General features: G+C 61.9%; 18 protein-coding genes. 11 read left to right on the forward strand and 7 right to left on the reverse strand.

All coding sequences use genetic code 11. From position 1 onward, the window contains the following. Positions 1-70: 70 nt before the first annotated feature. Positions 71-607, reverse strand: coding sequence for a peptide-methionine (S)-S-oxide reductase MsrA (gene msrA / locus V8Z78_RS00090; protein ID WP_046462430.1), 537 nt, complete (start codon positions 605-607; stop codon positions 71-73). A 187-nt stretch (positions 608-794) separates the two neighbouring features. Between msrA and V8Z78_RS00095 the strand changes: the two genes are divergently transcribed. From V8Z78_RS00095 to V8Z78_RS00115, 5 genes are all read left to right on the forward strand, one after another. Then, positions 795-2,045: an efflux RND transporter periplasmic adaptor subunit gene (locus V8Z78_RS00095; RefSeq protein WP_349730660.1), complete on the forward strand. Its 1,251-nt coding sequence runs from the start codon at positions 795-797 to the stop codon at positions 2,043-2,045. Beyond that, the gene (locus V8Z78_RS00100) at positions 2,046-5,300 is read left to right on the forward strand and encodes an efflux RND transporter permease subunit (RefSeq protein WP_280009123.1); all 3,255 of its coding nucleotides are present in this window, start codon (positions 2,046-2,048) and stop codon (positions 5,298-5,300) included. 22 nt (positions 5,301-5,322) lie between these two features. Then, entirely contained in the window at positions 5,323-6,033 is a 711-nt protein-coding gene (locus V8Z78_RS00105) for a protein-L-isoaspartate O-methyltransferase family protein (protein ID WP_004340917.1), read from the forward strand. A 117-nt stretch (positions 6,034-6,150) separates the two neighbouring features. Next, positions 6,151-6,498, forward strand: coding sequence for a rhodanese-like domain-containing protein (locus V8Z78_RS00110; protein WP_003079187.1), 348 nt, complete (start codon positions 6,151-6,153; stop codon positions 6,496-6,498). A gap of 82 nt (positions 6,499-6,580) precedes the next feature. Beyond that, positions 6,581-8,047: a TolC family outer membrane protein gene (locus V8Z78_RS00115; protein WP_004340912.1), complete on the forward strand. Its 1,467-nt coding sequence runs from the start codon at positions 6,581-6,583 to the stop codon at positions 8,045-8,047. 80 nt (positions 8,048-8,127) lie between these two features. Here V8Z78_RS00115 and V8Z78_RS00120 read toward each other — a convergent pair whose 3' ends face one another. The 4 genes from V8Z78_RS00120 to V8Z78_RS00135 form a co-directional block, all read right to left on the reverse strand. Further along, positions 8,128-9,432, reverse strand: a complete 1,305-nt coding sequence (locus tag V8Z78_RS00120; RefSeq protein ID WP_148747882.1) for a 3-deoxy-D-manno-octulosonic acid transferase — start codon at positions 9,430-9,432, stop codon at positions 8,128-8,130. Between the two features lie 18 nt (positions 9,433-9,450). After that, the gene (locus V8Z78_RS00125) at positions 9,451-10,839 is read right to left on the reverse strand and encodes a phosphomannomutase/phosphoglucomutase (protein ID WP_148747883.1); all 1,389 of its coding nucleotides are present in this window, start codon (positions 10,837-10,839) and stop codon (positions 9,451-9,453) included. A 244-nt stretch (positions 10,840-11,083) separates the two neighbouring features. Continuing rightward, positions 11,084-12,976: a propionate--CoA ligase gene (locus V8Z78_RS00130; RefSeq protein WP_004340905.1), complete on the reverse strand. Its 1,893-nt coding sequence runs from the start codon at positions 12,974-12,976 to the stop codon at positions 11,084-11,086. A 363-nt stretch (positions 12,977-13,339) separates the two neighbouring features. After that, positions 13,340-13,942 carry an isochorismatase family protein gene (locus tag V8Z78_RS00135; RefSeq protein WP_004340903.1) on the reverse strand — a complete coding sequence of 201 codons (603 nt, stop codon included), beginning with the start codon at positions 13,940-13,942 and terminating at the stop codon, positions 13,340-13,342. A 374-nt stretch (positions 13,943-14,316) separates the two neighbouring features. On the opposite strand from V8Z78_RS00135, the gene V8Z78_RS00140 reads away from it, so the two are divergent. From V8Z78_RS00140 to V8Z78_RS00165, 6 genes are all read left to right on the forward strand, one after another. Then, positions 14,317-14,943 carry a C40 family peptidase gene (locus V8Z78_RS00140; RefSeq protein ID WP_034349623.1) on the forward strand — a complete coding sequence of 209 codons (627 nt, stop codon included), beginning with the start codon at positions 14,317-14,319 and terminating at the stop codon, positions 14,941-14,943. A gap of 198 nt (positions 14,944-15,141) precedes the next feature. Next, entirely contained in the window at positions 15,142-15,393 is a 252-nt protein-coding gene (locus V8Z78_RS00145; protein WP_003079200.1) for a GlsB/YeaQ/YmgE family stress response membrane protein, read from the forward strand. 66 nt (positions 15,394-15,459) lie between these two features. Further along, positions 15,460-16,065 (forward strand): hypothetical protein, encoded by a 606-nt coding sequence (locus V8Z78_RS00150; RefSeq protein ID WP_034362540.1) that lies wholly within the window; start codon positions 15,460-15,462, stop codon positions 16,063-16,065. 30 nt (positions 16,066-16,095) lie between these two features. Then, a complete protein-coding gene (locus tag V8Z78_RS00155) occupies positions 16,096-16,584 on the forward strand; it encodes an EVE domain-containing protein (RefSeq protein ID WP_046462433.1) in 489 nt (162 codons plus the stop codon). 289 nt (positions 16,585-16,873) lie between these two features. Further along, positions 16,874-18,286 carry an APC family permease gene (locus tag V8Z78_RS00160; protein ID WP_349730661.1) on the forward strand — a complete coding sequence of 471 codons (1,413 nt, stop codon included), beginning with the start codon at positions 16,874-16,876 and terminating at the stop codon, positions 18,284-18,286. Between the two features lie 115 nt (positions 18,287-18,401). Further along, positions 18,402-19,472, forward strand: coding sequence for an FUSC family protein (locus tag V8Z78_RS00165; protein WP_349730662.1), 1,071 nt, complete (start codon positions 18,402-18,404; stop codon positions 19,470-19,472). Between the two features lie 48 nt (positions 19,473-19,520). On the opposite strand, the gene V8Z78_RS00170 is transcribed toward V8Z78_RS00165, so the two are convergent. Then, positions 19,521-21,275 (reverse strand): amidohydrolase, encoded by a 1,755-nt coding sequence (locus V8Z78_RS00170; RefSeq protein ID WP_349730960.1) that lies wholly within the window; start codon positions 21,273-21,275, stop codon positions 19,521-19,523. Between the two features lie 166 nt (positions 21,276-21,441). Continuing rightward, a complete protein-coding gene (locus V8Z78_RS00175; protein ID WP_349730663.1) occupies positions 21,442-22,656 on the reverse strand; it encodes an MFS transporter in 1,215 nt (404 codons plus the stop codon). Positions 22,657-22,690 lie beyond the last annotated feature (34 nt).

A 22,690-nucleotide genomic window follows, 5' to 3' on the forward strand; every position in this document is an offset into this window, starting at 1 on the left:
ACGGCTGCAGCAAAGCTGCCGGGGGTTGCAAAGTGTATCTGCACTGCGGGTCGTGCGCAGCAAGCCAGGCCTAATCCTTGAGCCAGCGCGAAAACGCTTTCTGGAATTTCTGCACCTTGGGTCCCACCACAAAAGCGCAATAGCCCTGGCCCGGGTGCTGCAGGAAATAGTCCTGGTGATAGTCTTCGGCAGGCCAGTAGTTGGTCAAGGGCTCGATCTGAGTGACCATAGGTGCATCAAACGCTTTTTCGTTCTGCATTTCCTGCATCAATGCCTGTGCCTCGGCCGTTTGCTTCGCATCGGTGGTGAAGATCGCGCTGCGGTACTGCGTGCCCACATCGTTGCCCTGGCGGTTCAGCGTGGTCGGATCATGGGTGCCGAAGAAGATCAGCAGCACATCGCGCAGGCTGATGACGGCGGGATCGAAGTCAAGTTTCACTACCTCGGCATGACCGGTCTGTCCGGTACAGATATCGTCGTAGCTGGGATGGTCCAGGTGGCCATTGGCATAGCCACTCTCCACATCGACTATTCCGCGTACACGGTCGAAGACGGCTTCGGTACACCAAAAGCAACCTCCGCCCAGATAAATGGTTTCCGCTGCCATCACCGGCTCCTTGGTTTTTAAGACGCGTCAAGCGTAGCTCAAATCAACTACCCATTTTCACCAATGACAGCGATTGCGGCGCCGCTATGCTGCAGGGCGCCCACTACACTTGCAATACAAGCCGTGCCTGGCGCACCTACCATGTGGCGCATAGAACAGAAAAACCTGCCTCAGAGGGATACACACCATGAAGCGTTCCGGCCGCTGGGCCTTGAGTCTGGCCCTGATCGGCTTGCTGGTCGTCATAGGCTGGCGCGCAGTCGTCAATCTGCAGCATAAAAAACAGGCCCCGAACCATGCTGCGGTTCCGCAGGAGCTGCCCATACAACTGGCTGCCCAGGAGGTTCTGACGGTCCAGCCCCTTCAGCTTGCCTTGAGCGTTCCGCTCAACGGTGTGGTGCAGGCGGTGAACTCGGCCGTGGTCAAGGCCTATGTCGCGGGCGAACTGCGCGGCCTGACGGTGCGTGAAGGCGATAGCGTCAGCAAGGGCCAGCAGTTGGCTCGCGTTGATGCCACGGAGGCCGAGGCACGCTGGCGCCAGGCGACGCAGCAGGCCGATGCCTCCAGAGCCCAGTTGGTGATTGCCCAGCGCAACCAGGACAACAATGCGGCCCTGGTGCAAAAAGGCTTTATCTCCACCACGGCACTGCAGACCTCGCAGGCCAACCTGGATTCGGCCCGCGCCAATCTGGCTGCCGCCCAGGCCGCCGCCGATGCGGCCCGCAAGTCCGTCACCGACGCCGTCATCACCAGCCCCATGAGCGGGCAGATCGCCCAGCGCTTTGTCCAGAACGGCGAGCGCGTTGGTGTGGAAGCGCGCATCGTCGAAGTCGTCGATCCAGACAAGCTGGAAATCATGGCCCAGCTCGCTCCCGCAGATTCGGTACAGGTTCAGGTCGGCCAGATGGCCGAGCTGCAAGTGCCCGGTGCCCCCCAGGACATGACGGCCATCAGAGCCAAGGTGGTGCGCATCAATCCCAGCGCCCAGACCGGCTCGCGCACTGTGGCGGCCTATCTGGCAGTGCAAAAGGACGAAGCCGCCAAAAACAATAGCAGTCAACGCATTCCACAGTTACGCCCCGGGCTGTTCCTGCAGGGAAGCATACTGACCGGCAACGCCAGCCAGCTAGCCGTGCCTCTGGCCTCCGTGCGCACCGACAAGCCCCTGCCCTATGTGCAAGTGCTGCAAGCGGGCAAGCCGGCCGTGGCCGCAATCGCACCGGAGCGTGCACAGGAAATCTCCAACCGCACAGAGCTTCGCGTGATCCACAAGACCGTGGAGCTGGGACGCCAGTCCGCCCATGAAGGCGCAACCTGGGTTCAGGTCCTCAAGGGCCTGAATGCGGGCGACCGGATACTGGCTGGCAGCACCGGCGGCCTGCGCGAAGGCACGCTGGTCGAAGAATCGGCCGAGCCAGTCAGCAGCGGGAGCCGATAAATGTGGTTCACGCGCATCAGCCTGAAAAACCCGGTGCTGGCCACCATGCTCATGCTGGCCTTTGTGGTGCTGGGCGTTTTTTCCTACCAGCGGCTCAAGGTCGACCAGTTCCCGAACATCGAATTTCCCGTGGTGGTGGTCACGGTCGAGTATCCAGGAGCCTCGCCGGAGATCGTTGAGAGCGAGGTCACCAAGAAGATCGAGGAAGCCGTCAACTCGGTCGCGGGCATCAATGCCCTGACCTCGCGCAGCTACGAAGGCACTAGCGTCGTCATCATCGAGTTCCAGCTGCATATAGACGGCCGCCGCGCTGCCGACGATGTGCGCGAGAAGGTCGCCTCGGTGCGCCCCACTCTGCGTGACGAGGTCAAGGAACCGCGTGTCATCCGTTTCGACCCGGCCAGCACGGCGGTGTGGTCGCTGGCCGTGCTGCCAGACCCCCATGCCCTGCACGGCGAGACCGCAGCCAATGGCCAGAGCGTGACGCCGCCCGACGCGATTGCGCTGACGAGCTGGGCCGACCAGGTGCTGAAAAAGCGGCTGGAGAACGTGCGCGGCGTGGGCGCAGTGAACATGGTCGGAGCCACCAAGCGCGAGATCAATGTCTATCTGGACCCACGGGCGCTTGAGGCCTATGCCATCACCCCCGAGCAGGTTGCCCAGGCGGTGCGTGCCGAGAACCAGGATCTGCCTGTGGGCGCGATCCGCTCCAAGGCCCAGGAACGCGTGGTGCAGATCGATGCCCGCATCCAGCGCCCCGAGGAATTCGCCCGCATCATCGTGGCCTACCGCAATGGCGCTCCGATCCGCGTCGGCCAGTTGGCCCGCGTGCAGGACGATGCGCAGGAGCTGCAGACCCTGGCGCTGTACAACGGCAGCCGCACTCTGCTGATGTCCGTGCAAAAGGCCCAGGACGAGAACACCATCGAGGTGGTCGACGGCCTGAACGCGGCGATCAAGGCCATCGCCCCCGAGCTGCCGCCCGGCGTGCGCCTGCAGGCGATTGCCGACAACTCGCGCGCCATCCGCGTGGGTGTGGACAATGTGCGCCAGACGCTGATCGAGGGTGCCTTGCTCACGGTGCTCATCGTTTTTCTGTTTCTGAACTCCTGGCGCTCCACGGTAATCACGGGGTTGACGCTGCCGATTGCCTTGATCGGTACCTTCCTCTTCATGTACTGGTTCGGCTTTTCCATCAATATGGTCACGCTGATGGCACTCTCGCTGTGTGTGGGTTTGCTGATCGACGATGCCATCGTGGTGCGCGAGAACATCGTGCGCCATGTGCAGATGGGCAAGAACGCCTATCAGGCCGCCATGGAAGGCACGCAGGAGATCGGGCTGGCCGTGCTCGCCACCACGCTTTCCATCGTCGCCGTATTTCTGCCCATAGGCTTTATGGGCGGCATCATCGGCAAGTTCTTCCATGAGTTCGGCATCACCATCGTGGCGGCCGTGCTGATCTCCATGTTCGTCAGCTTCACGCTGGACCCCATGCTCTCCAGCGTCTGGCATGACCCGGCAATCCACGCCCATGGCGAACATGGCACCAAAAGCCTGTACGACCGCACGCTGGGGCGCGTGACGGCCTGGGTGGAGCGTATGAGCGATCGGCTCTCGGACTTCTATCAGGGCATACTGCGCTGGTCACTGGCTCACAAGCTGCTCACCCTGGCGCTGGCCTTCATTATTTTCATAGCAAGCATCGCTCTTGTACCCTTGCTCGGCACCGAATTTGTGCCAAAGGCGGACTTCTCGGAAACTTCGATCAGCTTCAACACCCCCGAGGGCTCCTCGATCGAAGCCACCGAAATCAAGGCCAGGCAGGTGACGGACATATTGCGCGCCTTGCCCGAGGTGCGCTACACGCTGACCACCATCAACACCGGCAATGCCAACGGCAAGAACTACGCCAATATCTATGTGCGCCTGGTTGACCGCCACCAGCGCAGCCGCAATGTGGACGAGATTTCGGCCTATCTGCGCCCCAGGCTGCAGGCGATTGCAGGCATCAAGCTCACCCATGTAGGCCTGCGCGAGGCCGTGGGCGGGCAAAAGCAGGTCGAGTTCTCGCTCATGGGCCCGGATCTGGACGAACTGGGCCGCCTGAGCCAGATCGTGCAGGAGCGCATAGCCGACATCCCGGGCCTGGTCGATCTGGACTCCAGCCTCAAGCCCAACAAGCCCATGGTCAATATCGAGGTCCATCGCGATGCCGCGGCCGATCTGGGCCTGTCGATAGGCAATATGGCCGGCGCGCTGCGCACCTGGGTGGCCGGCCAGACCGTGGGCAACTGGCGGGCCAGCGACGACCAGACCTATGACGTGAACGTGCGGCTCGAGCCCGAGGCCCGCACCACGCCGCAGGACCTGGAGCGCCTGCCGTTTGCACTGGCGACCGGAGATGGCGGCATGCGCATCGTGCGCCTCAACCAGGTTGCCAGCGTGGTGGACAGCACCGGCCCCAGCCAGATCAACCGCCGCAACCTCAACCGCGAAGTCGCCATCAACGCCAATGTCTATCTGCGCAGCACGGGCGAGGTCACAGCCGATATCAAGCAGGCGCTGGCCACCACTCCCATGCCGCCCGGCTACAGCTACCAGTTCAGCGGCGCGGCCAAGAACATGGCCGAATCCTTTGGCTACGCGATTTCCGCGCTGATGCTGGCCATCATCTTCATCTACATGATTCTGGCCAGCCAGTTCAAGAGCTTTCTCCAGCCCCTGGCACTCATGACTTCGCTGCCCCTGACGCTGATCGGTGTGGTGCTGGCCCTGATGATGTTCGGCTCGGCCCTGTCCATGTTTTCCATCATCGGCGTGGTCATGCTCATGGGTCTGGTGACAAAGAACGCCATTTTGCTGGTGGACTTTGCCATCCGCGCCCGCGAGCCCCGTACCAACGAGGCCAGCGGCCAGACCGAGCCGGGCCTGCCGCGCAACGAAGCGCTGCTGCTGGCGGCCCGGGTGCGCCTGCGCCCGATCCTGATGACCACGCTGGCCATGATCTTCGGCATGGTGCCGCTGGCCTTTGCGGTCACCGAGGGCTCCGAGCAGCGCGCCCCCATGGGTCAGGCCGTGATCGGTGGCGTCATCACTTCCTCGCTGCTGACCCTGGTCGTGGTGCCTGTGGTGTACTGCTATCTCGATGATTTTGCCAACTGGATGCGCCGTAAATGGTCCGGCGCGCACTCAAAAAGCGCTGAGCCGCCGCACGAAGCCTCCGAGGCTCGTAGAATCGATGGTTTGTCCTGATAAGTCTTTCCCCGGAGATACCATGGCCCTGCCAATGAATGCCCAAGTGGACCCGCGCGATGTGCACGCGCAGGCTCGTTTCAACATGATCGAACAGCAAATCCGCCCCTGGAACGTGCTGGACGAGTCCGTGCTGGAGCTGATGGGCAAGGTCCACCGTGAAGACTATGTGTCGCCTGAATACGCGAACATGGCCTATATGGACATTGAAGTCCCCCTGAAGGGCACGGCCGAAGAAGCTGCCGCCAAAGGCTGGCACATGCTGGCACCCAAGATCGAAGCGCGCATGCTGCAAGACGTGAAGATCAAGCCCACCGACCGCGTGCTCGAGATCGGCACCGGCTCAGGCTATATGGCAGCCCTGCTGGCCGCCCAGGCCAAGGAAGTCGTGACGCTGGAGATCGACCCCGAGTTGGCCGAAATGGCCCGTGAGAATCTGCTCAGCGCCGGCGTCAAGAATGTCGAAGTCAAGCTGGCCAACGGTGCCACCGCGTCCCTGGCTCAGGGCGCGTTCGACGTGATCGTGCTCAGCGGCTCGGTGGCCCAGGTTCCCGATGCCCTTTACGCCCAGCTCAACGAAGGCGGCCGCATTGCCGCCATCGTCGGTCACATGCCCGTGATGCGCTTCACGCTGGTGACCAAGAACGGCAACAATTTCGAAGTCCAGCAACCCTGGGATACCGCTGCCACCCGCCTCGTGGGTTTTGAAGAGCCTTCGCGCTTCTCGTTCTAAACGCTTGTTGCGTTCGCCCTGCTTGCTGCGCTGCGACTCGGCGGTGCAGCGATCAGGGCCTGTCTTTCAGTGTCAGGGCCGGCCCGCAGATTCGACGGCCGGCCACCAGGAGTTTTTATGTTGACCCAGGTCTTGCCCGCCCAGTTCCAGCAATGGCTGGCTTCTCATGCCGCGAATGGCGTCAAGCCCGTTGTGCTGGATGTGCGCGAACCCTGGGAAGTCACCCTGGCCAGCATTCAGCCCGGTGAAGGCTTCGAGTTGCGCTGCATTCCCATGCACGACATCCCCGGCCGTCTGCAGGAGCTGGACCCAGACCACCCCGTCGCCTGCCTGTGCCACCATGGCGCACGCAGCATGAGCGTGGCTGCGTTTTTGCTCAACAACGGCTTTGAGGACGTCAGCAATATCACCGGCGGCATTGACGCCTGGTCGCTCAGCGCCGACCCGGGCGTTCCCCGTTATTGAAAGATTGCCGGGCCTATTGCTCGGACAATCCAGAGCTTTGTTGAGTTTCCGTTGTGATCGAGATCGCCCAACCCTGACATCTATGACCAAGCTGCCCAGGCCCCTGCAAGCCCCCTCCGCCCACGCGCTGCGTGCCATTTCCTTGGGAGTTTTGCTGGCATGGGCCGGCGCTCAGACACAGGCCCAGACCTTGTCGGAGCTGGTGGCTCAGGCCCGCGGCTATGACGCTTCATGGCAGGCTCAGCAAGCCGATGCGAGAGCTGCGGCCAGCCGCGCCGATCAGGCCCTGTCCGGGCTGCTGCCCAACGTGGGTCTGACGGCGGGAGCCAACCGCACCCATGTCGACATTCACACCTCGGTGCCCGTGCCCGGCATGGCCAGCAGCTTCAACAACACGCAGCAGAACGTGCAGCTCAGCGCCCAGCAGCCGCTGTATCGCCCCGCCAACAAGATTGCCTACGAGCAGGGGCAGCGCGGCGTGGATGTGGCCCAGGCTCAGCTGGATGCAGCCGCACAAAACCTGATCGTGCGTGTGGCCCAGGCCTATTTCGATGTGCTGGCAGCCCAGGACAGCGTTCAGGTCGCCCAGTCGCAAAAGCAGGCCATCAGCACCCAGCTCGAGATGGCCAAGCGCAATTTCGAAGTCGGCACGGCCACCATCACCGACTCGCGCGAAGCCCAGTCCCGCTTTGACCTGGTCACAGCCCAGGAAATCGCCGCGCAAAACGATCTGCAGGTCAAGCGCGTGGCCCTGGATCAGCTCGTGGGCCGCGTCGGCATTCAGCCCACGCCGCTGGCCGCGCCGCTGACCCTGCCCAGGGTGGAGCCCGTCAATATGCAAGACTGGGTGGACAAGGCCCTGGCCGCCCAGCCCCAGTTACGCCAGGCCCAGCTGGCCCTGGACATTGCCAGGCTGGACACGCAGAAGGCCGAGGCCGGCCACAAGCCCACCGTGGACCTGCAGGCCGGTTATGTGGTCAACCGCTATCCCAACGGCTCCATGACTCCATCCATTCCCCTGAGCTATCGCACCAACGCTGCCCAGATCGGCGTGGTCATGAACATGCCGCTGTTTGCGGGCTTTGCGGTGCAGAACCGCATCCGGGAGACCGTGGCGCTGGAGGAAAAAGCCAGCGCCCAGCTCGACGATGCCCGCCGCAACGTGGAGCAGGCCACGCGCACCGCCTTCCTCGGCGTGCAGTCCGGCCAGGCTCAGGTCAAGGCGCTGGAAGCGGCTCTCGCCTCCAGCCAGAGTGCGCTGGAGGCCAACAAAATGGGTTATGAGGTGGGCGTGCGCATCAATATCGATGTGCTCAATGCCCAGAGTCAGGTCTACCAGACCGAGCGCGATCTGGCCAATGCGCGCTATCAGGTGCTGCTAGGCCAGCTCAAGCTGCGCCAGGCCGCAGGCGTGCTCAGCGACGATGATCTGCGCATGATCGACGCACTGACACGCACGCCCGGCATTGCCCCGGCTGCGGCAACAAGGCCAGCCGTTACAGGCAGCATGGCTGCTGCACGGCCTGCGGCCAGAACGCTCAAGCGCTAAGACCGGTCGAGAGACAGATTTCAGGGTTCGACATCATATCGACCTAAAACCCTTGCCCACAGGGCGCTATATGCTCCTGATCAAGGAGCATTCATCAACGCTTGAATCGCCTCGGCCGTGGCCGCGGCCGCACCGCGATTGCCCTGCACCATCTGTCTGCAGCTTTGTACGGCGGCCTGCAGACGGTCGGGCCTGGCCACCAGATCCAGGGCCTGGCCCAAGCCTGCACCCATATCCTGCACGCCCAGGGCTGCGCCGGCATGCAGCGCCTGCTCGGAAGCTTGGCTGAAATTGAAGGTATGCGGCCCCAGTATCACGGGACAATCACAGGCCAGCGCCTCGATGAGGTTCTGCCCGCCCAGCGGCGCAAAGCTCCCTCCCATCAGGGCTGCTGCTGCCAGGCAGTAATACAGGGGCATCTCGCCCAGCGAATCGCCAAGCCAGATCGCACCGGACTGCAGGGGAGGCATCTGCCCCCACTGGCTGCGCCGAGAAACAGCAAAGCCTGCTTTGCCCAGCAAGCTTTCCACCTCGTCAAAGCGCTGAGGATGACGCGGAACGAGCAGCCATTGCACCGCCGTTGCAGCATCGCCCAGGGCCTTGAGCGCATCGATGAACATCGCTTCCTCGCCCTCGCGGCTGCTGGCAAACAGCAGCACGGGGCGCGCCAACGCAGTGCGCCATTGCCCGGCCCGGGCGATCTGGGCGGCATCAGGCTGCACATCGAATTTGAGATTGCCCAGCACCGCATCCACGTGGGCGCCTACATTGCGCAGGCGCTTGGCATCGGACTCGGTCTGCGCCCAGACGGCAGCCAGTGCGCCGTATGCCGGGCGAGACAGGGGCCTGACTCTCAGAGCACCGGCTTCGGATTTCTCGTTGAGACGTGCATTGGCCAGGGCCAGAGGAATGCCCCTGTTGGCACAAGCCGCAATCAGATTCGGCCAGATCTCGGTTTCCATCAGCACGCCCACGGCAGGCTGGAACTGTGCGACAAAACGCCTGGTGGCGCCCAGGGAGTCCCAGGGCAGCCAGACCTGCACATCGCCCGGGCGCAACAGCTTTGCGCCCTCTTCTCGCCCAGTCGCAGTGCTGTGCGTCAGCAGCAGACGCATAGCCGGCATGCGCTCGCGCAAGGCCTTGATCAGAATGGCGGCAGCCCGGGTCTCGCCCAGCGACACCGAATGAATCCACACCCATCGGCCGCGTCCATCGCGCCCCAGATCTGCAGGCTGGTAATGGCCGAAGCGTTCAGGCACGGCCACGCCGTAGCCCGGCTCAGCCAGCGCTCTGCGACGCAGCTTGCGCCGCAGCAGCGGCTGCACCGCCCAGGCCAGCGCACTGAACAGCGCACGGGCAAAGCTCATGGGAGCCGGTTTGGCCATGCTTGAGCGCTGCTTCGCTCAGTGCGCAGAAGCGCCCACCTGGGCGTCAGGCTTGACGCGCTTGAGCAAGGCCAGCATCTGCGCTTCTATGCGCTGCAAGGCTTGCTGTGTATGGCCTTCAAAGCGCAGCACCAGCACCGGCGTGGTGTTGCTGGCACGGATCAGGCCGAAGCCGTCGGCCCAGTCCACGCGCAGGCCGTCAATGGTGCTGACCTGGGCAGGTTCGGCAAACTCCGTGGCAGCGAGCGCCTGCAGCTCGGCCGCCAGACGATGGGGCTCGCCTTCGGCACAGGCCACATTGAGTTCGGGCGTGGAGAAGCTGGTGGGCAATGCGTTGAGCACTGCGCTGGGGTCGGTTTCGCGGCTGACGATTTCGAGCAGACGGCAGCCGGCATAGGTGCCATCGTCAAAGCCGAACCAGCGCTCCTTGAAGAAGATATGGCCACTCATCTCGCCACCCAGCGGCGCGCCCAGCTCCTTCATGCGAGCCTTGACCAGCGAATGGCCGGTCTTGTACATCACGGCCTTGCCGCCGGCAGCTTCGATCTCGGGGGCCAGACGCTGGGTGCACTTGACGTCGAACACGATGGAGCCGCCAGGCACGCGCGAAAGCACATCCTTGGCGAACAACATCATCTGACGGTCGGGGAAGATGTTCTGGCCGTCCTTGGTCACAATGCCCAGACGGTCGCCGTCACCGTCAAAGGCCAGACCCAGCTCGGCATCGCTGGTCTGCAGGGCCTGGATCACATCGCGCAGGTTCTCGGGCTTGCTGGGATCGGGATGGTGATTGGGGAAGTTGCCGTCGACTTCAGAGAACAGCTCAATCACCTCGCAGCCCAGCTGACGGAAGATGGCGGGCGCCGACGCACCGGCCACGCCGTTACCGCAGTCCACCACGATCTTCATGGGCCGCGCCAGCTTCACGTCGCCCACGATGCGGGCGGTGTAATCGGCCAGCACATCGGCGCGGCTGATCTGTCCGGCACCGGTAATCGTCCAGTCCTCGGTTTCCATGCGTGCGCGCAGGGCCTGGATTTCCTCGCCATAAATGGCGCGGCCTGCCAGCACCATCTTGAAGCCGTTGTAATCCTTGGGGTTGTGGCTGCCCGTCACCTGAATGCCGCTGGTGCACAAGGTCGCGGCCGCAAAGTACAGCATGGGCGTGGTGGCCAGGCCGATGTCGATCACATTCACGCCCACATCGGTCAGGCCCTGCATCAATGCCTCCGACAGCGCGGGACCCGACAGACGTCCATCACGGCCCACCGCTACGGTTTTTTCGCCGGCTACCAGCGCTGCCATACCGAATGCGCGGCCTATGCCACGGGCGACTTCTTCAGTCAGTGTCGACGGCACGATGCCGCGAATGTCATAGGCCTTGAAGATGGAGGATGCAATTTGCACAACAGCTCTTTCTCGAAGTTTTTCAATTCCATAGCGCCAGGCAGCGGACTGCGCGACGCGATCGGGCGATTTTAGGCTGCAAACAGCAAGGCCTGCGCCTTGATGGTCGCAGGCCTTGTATTCAAATGTCCCCTGAGTCGCTTCGAGTCTTCCCTGAGGGGACGACCGACTTTGCTGCGGGGCGGGCCTTGCCTGGACTGTGTTGATTTTGAGGGCCATCACCGCAGGCTACGGCTTGCTGAAGTTACAAGCGTTGCTGAACCTGAGCCAGGGCCGCAGGATCCTCCATGGTGCTCAGATCACCAGGGTCACGACCTTCGGCCACGGCCTGCAGGGCCCGGCGCAGCAGCTTGCCGCTGCGCGTCTTGGGCAGAGCCGTGACGAAAATCACGCGAGACGGACGCGCAACCGCACCCAGACGCGAGTCGACCAGCTTCATCACATCGGCCTCCAGGGCCTTGCTGGACACCTCATCTGCCACCAAGGCCGCATCGCGCACCACGGCAAAGGCCAGCGCAGCCTGGCCCTTGAGATTGTCGGCAACGCCAACCACCGCCACTTCGGCAATCTGGGCATGGGCAGAGATGCTCTCCTCGATCTCGCGCGTGCCCAGGCGATGGCCCGCCACATTGATCACATCGTCGGTACGGCCAAGAATGAAGTAGTAGCCGTCCTCGTCACGGATGCCCCAGTCGAAGGTGCTGTAGATCAGCCGACCCGGAATGCTCTTCCAGTAAGTGTTGACAAAGCGGTTGTCGTCACGCCAGACCGTCTGCATGCAACCGGGCGGCAGCGGACCTTCAATCGCCAGCACGCCCTTCTGATTCGCCTGAGTCAACTCCTCGCCGCTGGCGTCATCGATGAGCTTGACGTTGTAACCGTAGACCGCCCGGCCCGGACTGCCAAAACGCGTGGCCTGCTTTTGCACGCCGTTGCACAGCGTCATGATGGGCCAGCCGGTCTCAGTCTGCCAGTAGTTGTCGATGATGGGCTTGTTGATGGCCTGGCTGATCCAGGCCGCAGTGGGCTCGTCAAGCGGCTCGCCAGCCAGCCACAGGGCCTTGAGGCTGGAGATGTCGTAGCGCTTGAGGTAATCCGCATCATGCTTTTTGAGCACGCGAATCGCCGTCGGCGCCGAGAACATGTGCGTGACCTTGTATTTCTCGACAATGCTCCACCAGATGCCGGCATCGGGGTTGACTGGCAGGCCCTCATACATCACCGTAGCCATGCCCGCAATCAACGGCGCATAGATGATGTAGCTATGACCCACGACCCAGCCGATGTCGCTGGTGCAGAAGAAGGTCTGTCCGGCCTGGGCATCGAAGATATGCGGCATGCTGGCCGCCAGCGCCACGGTATAGCCGCCCGTATCGCGCTGCACGCCCTTGGGCTTGCCTGTGGTGCCGCTGGTATAGAGGGTGTAGCTGGGATGGGTTGACTCCACCCAGACGCAATCCACCCGTGCATTCATGTGCCGGGCCCGCAAGGCCGACCAGTCATGGTCGCGACCTGCCTTCATGGGCATTTCGGCCAGCCCGCGGTTGACCATCAGCACGGCAGCGGGCTGGTGGCTGGATTGCCTGAGCGCTTCATCCAGCAAAGGCTTGTAAGCCACGACACGGCCGCCACGCGAGCCCGCATCGGCGCTGATGATGACCTTGGGTTCGGCATCATCGATGCGCGACGCCAGCGCGCCCGAGGCAAAGCCGCCGAACACCACGGAGTGAATGGCGCCCAGACGCACGCAGGCCAGCATGGCAAAGCAGGCCTCGGCAACCATGGGCATATAGATCTGCACGCGGTCGCCTTTTTGCACACCCAGCGACTGCAACACGGCGGCCATGCGGTTGACTTCCGCATGCAGCTCACGGTAGCTGTAGACCTTCTCGGTCTGGGTTTCGGTGGAAATGGCGATCAACGCGTTCTGATCGCCGCGCTCTGCCAGATGGCGGTCAATGGCGTTATGACAAAGATTCGTTGTGCCGCCCACAAACCATTTGGCGAATGGCGGGTTGCTGTAGTCACAGATCTGCTGCGGCTTCTGCTGCCAATCGATCAGGCCGGCCTGCTCCGCCCAGAAGCCGTCGCGGTCATGAATGGAACGCTGATAAAAATCTTCGAAACGCGTGGTCATGAATATGTCTCCTTGACTCTCCGTCTTCTGCAGAGAGTTTTCTGAATTCATAATTATTCATAACGCGCTTGCCAAAAACTGACAGCACTTGACTATCGCATCAACGCCGCATCAGAGCACCGGCCCAAGCACGTTCAGTTCCTGGGTCCTCCTTGAAACCATCTTCTAGGAATTCGTGTCCGCCGTGCCATGAGGTATGACATAGTGCTCCTGACTCCTCGGTGGACACCCCATGGAGAACATCTGCAAGCTAGGCAGCGATTCCTGGGATCTGAGCGCCACTGGATGGGAATGTGGCGATCAGCGCGCAGCCAAAAGAAAAAGCGCCCAGAAGGCGCTTATTTCCTGAATAGCTGCAAGCGATTACTTGACCAGAGCCAGCATCTCCTTGAAGGCAGGGTCTTCGCAGGTGCGCAGCCACTCGAACATCACCATCTCGGTGGTCACCAGTTCGGCGCCGGCGCCCGCCAAACGGTCAAACGCTGCATCGCGGTTACGCTCGGTGCGCGAACCGCAAGCATCCGTCACCACCCACACATCGAACTCGTCTTCCAGCAGCTCCAGCGCCGTCTGCAACAGACAGACATGGGTTTCGCAGCCGGCAATCACCACCATATTGCGCTCGGGCGCCTGCTGCTGGGGCTTTTGCAGATGCTTGGGCAGGCTGCGCGCATTGCCGCCCTGCGGCTTGGCAGGAGGACGCAGCCATTCACCCAGCCCCTCCGGCACGGCGCTGAAATACATTTTCTCCAGCGTCTTCTGGCACAGCGCCTTCAGTTCCGCATTATTGGCGCCAAGGCGCGAGGGGTTCTGCTCAGTTCCCCAGACAGGCACATCCAGCAGCTGCGCCATCTTGGCCAGCTTGACGGCATTGGCCAGCGCTTGCGCGCCTTCGTGAATGACGGGCATCAGCTTGTCCTGGTAGTCCACCAGAACCAGTTGCGACTCGGAAGCTTCTAACAACATGGCAAATCTTTCTTAAAACCGTGTCAAGCCACTGCTAAAAAGCGCAGCGCTCGCGCAGGACAGACGCACGGCGCGCTGAGGAAGCGTGTCGCATCGGCTGCAATCGATGGCGCTATTGTCGCTGCAAGCGCATGCCGGGGTAGAAAGTCCGTCAATGCAACGCCTCTCGCATGTCAATACCATGAATTGGTGCATTCCCGACCCGCATTCACCAGAATGGGGAAATCACTTACTGCAATACGCTGCAAATTTGAGAGCAGCTCAGGCAATAAGCTTATGCCTGCAGCTCACTTGCTGTACTGCATCAAAAACCAAGAGAAAAAATTGGAAATAGAGCCCCCATCCTACAAATGAACGTGTTACCCTCACGCCCCATGTCCCGATGGCTTATTGCACTTCTATTTGTCGGCGTTACCTCAGCGCACGCAGCGCCTAGCGAGCAGCGTGACGACGACATGGCCCAGTTGCTGGTCAACCGCGGCCTCATCACCCAGTTGCGTGAAGCTCGACACTCCGTGGCCGAGAAGACGACTGATTTCGTGCGCGAAGCACGTCAGAACGTGGCCGAAAAAACCTCCGATCTGGTGGTGACGGCCATGGGCTTCCTTGGGGTTCCCTATCGCCTGGGCGGCACCAATGCAGAAACCGGCTTCGACTGCAGCGGTTTTGTGCGGGCCATCTACTCCCAGACCATGGGCAAGGTTCTGCCTCGCGTCTCTGCCGAACAGGCCAATGCCACTCAGCAAATTGACCGCAGCGACCTCAAGCCCGGTGATCTGGTGTTCTTCAACACCATGCGCCGCACATTCAGCCATGTGGGTATCTACGTAGGTGATGGCAAATTCATCCACGCACCGCGCACCGGTGCCAGCGTACGTGTGGAAAGCATGCAGACCTCCTACTGGGCTCGCCGCTTTGACGGCGCCCGCCGCGTCGAAGGTGCTGACGCTTCGGCAACCACGGCTGCTGCATATAGCGCCCTGGGTCCATTGCAGCCTTGATTTTGAATCAGAGCTCGACCAAAACGCCTGCTTTCTGCAGGCGTTTTTGTTTTTTTACTTGAGCCCCGATGTAGCCCATGCCGCCGCATGTTTTCATGCAAGAACCACGCTCGCGCCGACATTCAGAATCGTCCGACAGAGTCGATCTGCCGGGCCGCGTAGAGTCACTTTCGTCAAAGCACCAACAGGGAACAAAATATGTCCATCATCGGAACCATCATCGTCGGTCTTATCGTCGGTTTGATTGCGCGGGCCATCAAGCCCGGCAATGACAGCATGGGCTGGATCATGACGATTCTTCTCGGTATCGTCGGCTCGTTTGTAGCAACCTATCTGGGCTCGGCCATGGGCTGGTACCAGCCCGGGCAAACCGCAGGCTGGATCGCATCGGTCATTGGGGCCGTGATTCTTTTGTTTATTTATGGCATGGTGCGCGGTAAGGCCAACTGAATCTGAATTCCGACCAAAAGGGGCCGACAAGCCCCTTTTTCTATTTCCGTCATCTCCTTATCGAATATGTGGAAAAAAGACCCGAGCTTCAGAAACCTTAGTGCGACCAGAGCGGAGCGCAAAGACATTGCCCAAGCCGCTGAAAGGGCCCGCAAACTACTGAGAAGACGGGCACTCGTCAGCGCTGCCGCCAGTGCCATTCCCATACCCGGTCTGGACTGGGCTGCAGATGCAGCCCTGCTCGCACAGCTCTATCCACGCATCAACCAGGAGTTCGGATTGACGCCAGAGCAACTCGACCAACTCACGCCAGGAAAGCGCGAGCAAGTCCAGAAAGCCATCGCCATGGTTGGCTCCGTGCTGATCGGCAAGTTCATCACCCGCGACATGGTGCTGCGCCTCGGCAAAGCCATGGGTTTGCGCATGAGCACCAAGCAGGCCGCCAGATATGTGCCGCTACTGGGCCAGCTCGCAGCTGCATCCATAGGCTACGCGACTCTGCGCTATCTGGGCGAGCGCCATATTCAGGACTGTATGCGGGTTGTGGAAGAAGCCGAGCTGGACATTCCGGGCCGCTGGCTGGACACCCGAAATCTGCTGCAACGCAATAGCGATCTGGTGCGCAATTGGCAGCAGGATCGCGGTCCCTGGCAGCGAGATCGTGATGACTGAGACAGCAACCTCCTCGCCGACAATGCACCTATGAACGACAGCAGCCTCCAAGCCCATCGTTACTGGCTCATGAAGAACGAGCCCGACGAGTACTCCATCGACCATGCTCTGGCGTCCCCCCAGCAGACCATTGCCTGGAATGGCGTACGCAATTACCAGGCACGCAATTTCATGCGTGACGATATGCAGGCGGGTGACGGCGTGCTGTACTGGCATTCCAGTTGCGCCGAACCTGGGATTTACGGCATTGCCCGCATTGCCGGCAATCTGCGTGTGGACCCTTCACAGTTCGACCCAGCAGACCCCTATTACGACCCCAAGTCCCAGAACGACAAACCGCGCTGGCTTATGCTGGATGTGCAGGCCTTGAAAAAGATCCGCCCCCTGCTGATGCCAGAGCTACGCGAGCAACCTCAACTGGCGCAGATGCGCGTGCTGCAAAAAGGCAATCGTCTCTCCATTACCCCAGTGACCGAAGCCGAGTGGCAATGCATTCAGTCTCTACTGCAAGGGAGTTGAGGCTGAGCATGTGTATGCTCTTCTAGTCATAGCAAGCTGTGCCGATACCGCCTTGAACTTAATGCGATTTTCATCATAAGCAACCTCGGCAGTAACAAAAGCCGATAATGCCGGCTTTTCGCTGTTGCCCGACCCGAGGTTCAGCGGAACCCAAGAACGGCGCCCTGCTTCGGGGTGTGCCCAAACCATTGATAACACAGTGGCAACCAAGCTGGGACTCATCTCTGCGGTGCATTGCCACGAGCAGGCCGGTGCAAGTTTTGCGTCGGCTCTCTTGTTCTTGTAGAAGATGACTGCACTGACCGATCACCCAGCCCAGGCTGCCTCGCCCCCTGCTTCTGCCGGCCTGCAAAAGACTCTGCTGCTATGGCATGTGGTCATCATCGGCCTGGCCTATATCCAGCCGATGACATTGCTGGACACTTTCGGCATGGTCTCGCGCGATTCGCTGCAGCATGTGCCCACCTCCTACTTTGTTGCCTTGCTGGCCGTGCTGCTGACCTCGCTGAGTTACGGCCACATGATCCGCCGCTACCCCTCCTCGGGCTCGGCTTATACCTATGCGCAAAAGGCCATTCACCCCAATGTGGGCTTCATGGTGGGCTGGTCCTCGTTGCTGGACTATCTGCTCTCGCCCATGGTCAATATCCTGCTGGCCAAGATCTATCTGACATCCATGTTCCCCGAGGTCAACCACTGGTTCTGGATCGTCGGCCTGACCGCGCTGATGGTTTGCGTGAACCTGCGCGGCATCCGCTTCGTCGCCCATTTCAATGGCTTGATCGTCTTCTTCCAGTTGCTCGTCATCGCCGTCTTCACCTGCATGGTCTGGCGCGATCTGCATGCGGGCCGCAATGCCCTGGGTGCGATTGCCGAGCATGGCGGCTTGGGCCTGTGGACACTGTCGCCCTTGTGGAGCGCCCAGGCCGAGATCGGTGCGCTGATTACGGGAGCCACCGTTCTTTGCTTTTCGTTCACGGGGTTCGACTCGCTGAGCTCACTGGCCGAAGAAACTCACGACACCCGAAACACCCTGCCCAAGGCCATTTTTCTGACGGCGCTTATTTCCGGCCTGATCTTCATCGTGGCCACGTATTTTCTGCAGCTCTATTTCCCGGGCGACCCCGGTCAGTACTTCGAGGCCGTGGACGAAACCCAGCCCGAGATCCTCTATCTGGTGGGCGGCGCGCTGTTCAAGTCAGTGGTGCTGTCCTTTGCCATCGTCACCGTCATGGCCTCGGGCATCGCGGCTCACGCTGGTGTATCGCGACTGATGTATGTCATGGGCCGCGATGGCGTGATCCACCAGCGCTTCTTCGGCCACATCAGCCCCAAGTCCTTCACGCCTTCCTACAACATTCTGCTGGTGGGCGCAGTGGCGCTGACCGCTGGCTTTCTGAGCCTGGAATATGTGGTCGCCCTGATCAGCTTCGGCGCGCTGACGGCTTTCAGTTTTGTCAATCTGTCGGTGCTGGCCGAATATATGTGGCGCCAGGGCCGCTGGCACAGCCCGGGCGACCTGCTGCGCTATCTTGTCACCCCGGTGCTGGGCTTCATCAGCGTAGGCGCCATGTGGCTGGAAGTGGAGCCCAGCTCGCTGAGCTCGGGCCTCATCTGGGGCTGCATCGGGCTTGCCTATCTGGCCATCATCACCAGTGGCTTTCGCAGGACCCCGCCCCAGTACGACGACTCGGCAGACTGATCCGCTGGACTGCATTTTCGGGTGGCGTGGCGTATTTCCCACAGGGCAATCTCATGGCGCCCTCTAACATCCCTGGATCAGAGTCTGATCGACCGCCACACCAAGGAGTTTGAGATTGCGCTGGAGCACCCCGTTCATGCTGGCCTGGCGCCGTGCCAAGACCACTTTTCCATCGCGGGCCAGGCTGGCCCTGCGTGATGCGATTGCCGCCGCACTGGCCAGCATGCTGGCCTGGGTCATCGCCCAGCAGCTTTGGGGCCACCCCAAGCCCGCCTTCGCCGTGGTCACCGCCGTGATCTGCCTCGCCCCTGGACTGCCCAGCCATCTGAAACAGGCGCGCAGTCTGCTCATCGGCTGCACACTGGGCATCGTGATCGGCGATCTGCTGTGGCAGTTGCCAGAGCAGCATCTGTTGCTGCGCATGAGTCTGGGCGCATTTCTCTCCATCCTGCTCGGCGCCATCATCGGCCCCGCACCCGTGGTGCCGATTCAAGCCGGTGTCTCGGTGATTCTGGTGCTGGTGCTCGGCCCCAGCATGGCGGGCGGAGCCCGTCTGCTGGACGTCACGGTCGGTGCGGCGGTCGGGCTTATCTTCAGCCAGGTGCTGCTGACCTCCAATCCCATCAAGGATATGGGCCGGGCCGCCTCGATCTTTCTCAAGCAGCTTGCCAACGGTCTGGATCTGATTCTCAAGGCCTGCCAGCAGCAAAAAGCCGATGCAGCCGAAACCGCTCTTGGCCAGCTATCACTGGCCCATGAATCGCTGGCCGCCCTGCGCGCCGCCGTAGGCCAGGCCCATTCCTCGCGCCGCTGGACCCTGCGCGGACGGCTCAATGCAGAGCGACTGGCTTTTGTCACCCGCCGCTATGACCGCCATGCCGTGCGCGTCTATGCCACGGCTCTGCTGCTGGCCGAAAGTCTGAACCGTGCCACCGCCCACACCGGGATGCCACCGCCAGCGGCAATAGCCGACTACTGCCGCTGGCTGACGCATGCCTGTCTGGATCTGGCCAACCAGCCAACCGTGGTTGCACTCAGAGCCGATGATCCACTGGCGACCATGGATAGCTGCCCTGCATCACCTGCACCAACGGAAGTACTGCAGCCCGAATGGCTGCTGGTGCATGAGAACGCCCAGCAACTGGAGCGTGCGTTGCGTGCCCTTATCGGCTCGCGCGATGCGTGAAAAACATTCACCCAAACGCATACCTATCAATTGCGAGCGGCTCTCAAATCAGAAGTTTGCCCCATCGCGCTTGTAAACCGTGCGCCCTTCCTTGATGGTCTCCAGCACCTGGAGACTGGCAAGCTGATGATGCTCCACGGTCAGCGGGTTGCCCGAAAGCACGACCAGATCGGCCAGCTTGCCGACCTCGATGGAGCCCTTTCGGTCTTCCTCGAAATGCTGGTAGGCCGACCAGATGGTCTGCGCCTTGAGCGCCACCCAGGGCGAGACGCGATGCTCGGGCCCCAGCACACGACCCGAGCGCGTGGTGCGATTCACCGTGGCATCGAGCACACGCATCGACGACGGCAGGGCCACAGGCGCATCATGGTGAGAGGTGAACACCATGCCCTCGGCCAGCACCCAGCCCGTTGGCGAGATGTTCTGCGCACGCGGATCGCCCAGCACCGAGTCATGGTGCCAATCGCCCCAGTAAAAGGTATGCATGGGAAACAGCGACGGGAAAATGCCCAGCTCCTTGAGCTGGCTCACCTGGTCGCGCCGCAGCGTCTGTCCGTGGATCAGCACCGGGCGTAAGGCACGCGCCTGCTCCACGGGACCGCTGGCGCGTACGGCTGCGATGAACTGATCGATCGCCGCATCACCGTTGCCATGCACCAGAATCTGCCAGCCGTTGTGGATGGCCTTGGCCACCTGCTCGTTGGCCTTGGCATCGCTGAGCACCCCATAGCCTCGATAGCCGGGCTGCTGGCCATCGGGAGGCACTAGATAGGGCTCGGTCAGCCAGGCCGTCTTGCCCTGAGGCGAGCCGTCGAGCGTGAGCTTGACGCCGCCAATGCGGAAGCGATTGGTATAGCTGCGGCTGAACTTGAGCTTGTTGGCCAGCGCGCCATCGCCCAGTTGCAGTATGTCGGGATAGGACACCACGTCGATGACCAGCCTACGCGACTCGGCCGCCGCCATGGCCGAGGCGATCGCGCCTGCGTCGGAGCGCCCGTCCTGCACCGTGGTGTAGCCGAACTCCAGATAGAGCTGCTGGGCTTTTTCCAGCCAGTCCATGGATTGCTCAAGCGTGAGCTTGGGCATGATCCGGCCCAGGCTGTGGAAGAAGGCGTTCTCCTCCAGTACCCCGTTGGGCACCGGGCTGCCCGCACGGCGACGAATCACTCCGCCTTCGGGGTTGGGGGTGCCGGGGCCGATGCCGGCCCGGGCCAGGGCAGCGGAATTGAGTGCGCCGAAATGCCCTGACTGATGAATCACGGCAATCGGCAGGTCTCGGGAGACGGCATCGAGGTCGTCACGTGTGGGATGACGCCGCTCCTGGAGCTGGGAATCGTCATAGCCAAAACCGAGCACGATGCCCAGTTGTTTGACCTCGGGCGAGGTCTGGATGTACTCGCGCAGCGTCTGCTGCAAGTCGGCGATAGAGGCATTGCCGCCGTCGGGCGGAGGCAGCAGATTGGCCGAAATGGCCTGCAGTCCCACGCCGCCGATATGGCTGTGTGGATCCACAAAGCCTGGAATCAGCGTGCGCCCCTGCAAGTCCACCATGCGCGTGGCCGGACCGCGCAAGGCCTCCAGCTCCGGCAGCGAGCCGATGGCGGCAATCACTCCGGCATTCACCGCCACAGCTTCCACCTGGGGCTGGGCGTCGTTCATAGTGAGAATCGGGCCGCCGTAATAGATCAGCTCGGCGGGCTTGACCACCGCCTTGGTACGACGCGAAGCACAGCCCGCGAGCCAGGGCGTTGATGACAATGCCGTCAGCGAAGCTGCTGTGGCGAGAAACTGGCGCTTTTGCATCATGAACCTCCACAAGACTGCAGCCTAACCGCAGTTCAGACTCGAATCATGCTTGGGCTGGCAATTGAGCCCTCTGCGCCAGCTCAAAACAACATACCAAATCGAGCTACAGCACTTACCCACCAAGAACTGCAAGCTCACAAATACAGAGCATCACCCCCAAGTCTCAGGCCCTGAGGCGGCTCCAGCAACGGCCCACTCCCAGCGCCAGCAACCAGCCCAGCACGCACATGCTGCCCGTCACCATCCACGTAAACTGCCAACCGCCCATCTGCATGGCCACGGCCGCCACCAGCGGCGGACCCACAAACTGCCCCACGCAAGACCATTGCTGCATGAAACCCACGGTGGTTGACACCGTGGCCTGGCTGGGCGCCAGATGCATGGCCGTTGTGAACAAGGTCGCCGGTATCAGGCCGCCCGTCGCCGAGAACAGTGCCACGGCCACGAAGCGCAGCCACAGCGGCGCCAAAGGCTCGCCGCCGATCTGCACATAGGCCAGCAGCGCCATCAGCCCCATCAGCACATAGCCGGTCTGCAGGCAGCGCGCGGGACTCCAGCCCCGATGCAACAACCTGCCTGCGGCCACATTGCCCAGCATATTGCTGGCGGCGACCACGGCCGTCAGCAGGCCGGCCAGCTTGGCACTGAGCCCTGCCTCAGAATAGAGCGTGGGCAGAAAGCCGACAATGCCCATCCACTGACCCGAATACACCATAAAGCCCAGCGACACCAGCCAGGGGCCGGGGCTGCGCAATGTGAGCGCCAGGCGCGGACGCCATCCTTCATCGGCAGGGGCTGCTACCGCTGCAGTGGCATCCGCAGGCACCATACGCCATACAGCATAGGCAGCCAAGGCGGAGGTACAACCCAGCGCAAGCCACCAGGTCTGCCAACTGGTCGCCTGCAGCACCCATGGCCCAAGCAGCAAGCCCATGGCGCTACCAATGGGCATATAAGAGCCCCACCAGCCCATTCGCGCCCCCAGCTCTGACGGCTTGACGCTGCGACGAATCAGCCCTGGAGCAGGCATGGCAACCAGCAAGAATCCCAGACCTTCCAGAGCACGCAGCGCCAGCAACCAGGCAAAGCCCGTGGCCGCAGCGCCCACCATGCTGGACAGCGCCATCAACAATAGCCCCATCAGCAAGCTGCGACGCAGACCCCATTTGTCGGCGCCCAGGCCCACCACCAGGCCCAGCACCATGCCCGCCACCTGGACTGTGGAAAGCAAGAATCCCGCCTGCACCAGGGACACTCCCAGCTGCTGCTGCAGCAGGGGCACGGCGGGCGGCAGCTTGCCCACATGCAGCGAGGCACTGACGCCCGCAGCGACGATGATCCATGAGGGGTTCAGACCCCGGTTAGTCACAGGCTCCACCACGTTGTCTCTTTTTCTCAGCTAGGTGATATGT

The organism is Comamonas sp. wu1-DMT (assembly GCF_040187805.1).
In the GTDB taxonomy this organism is placed as follows: Bacteria; Pseudomonadota; Gammaproteobacteria; order Burkholderiales; family Burkholderiaceae_C; genus Comamonas; species Comamonas thiooxydans.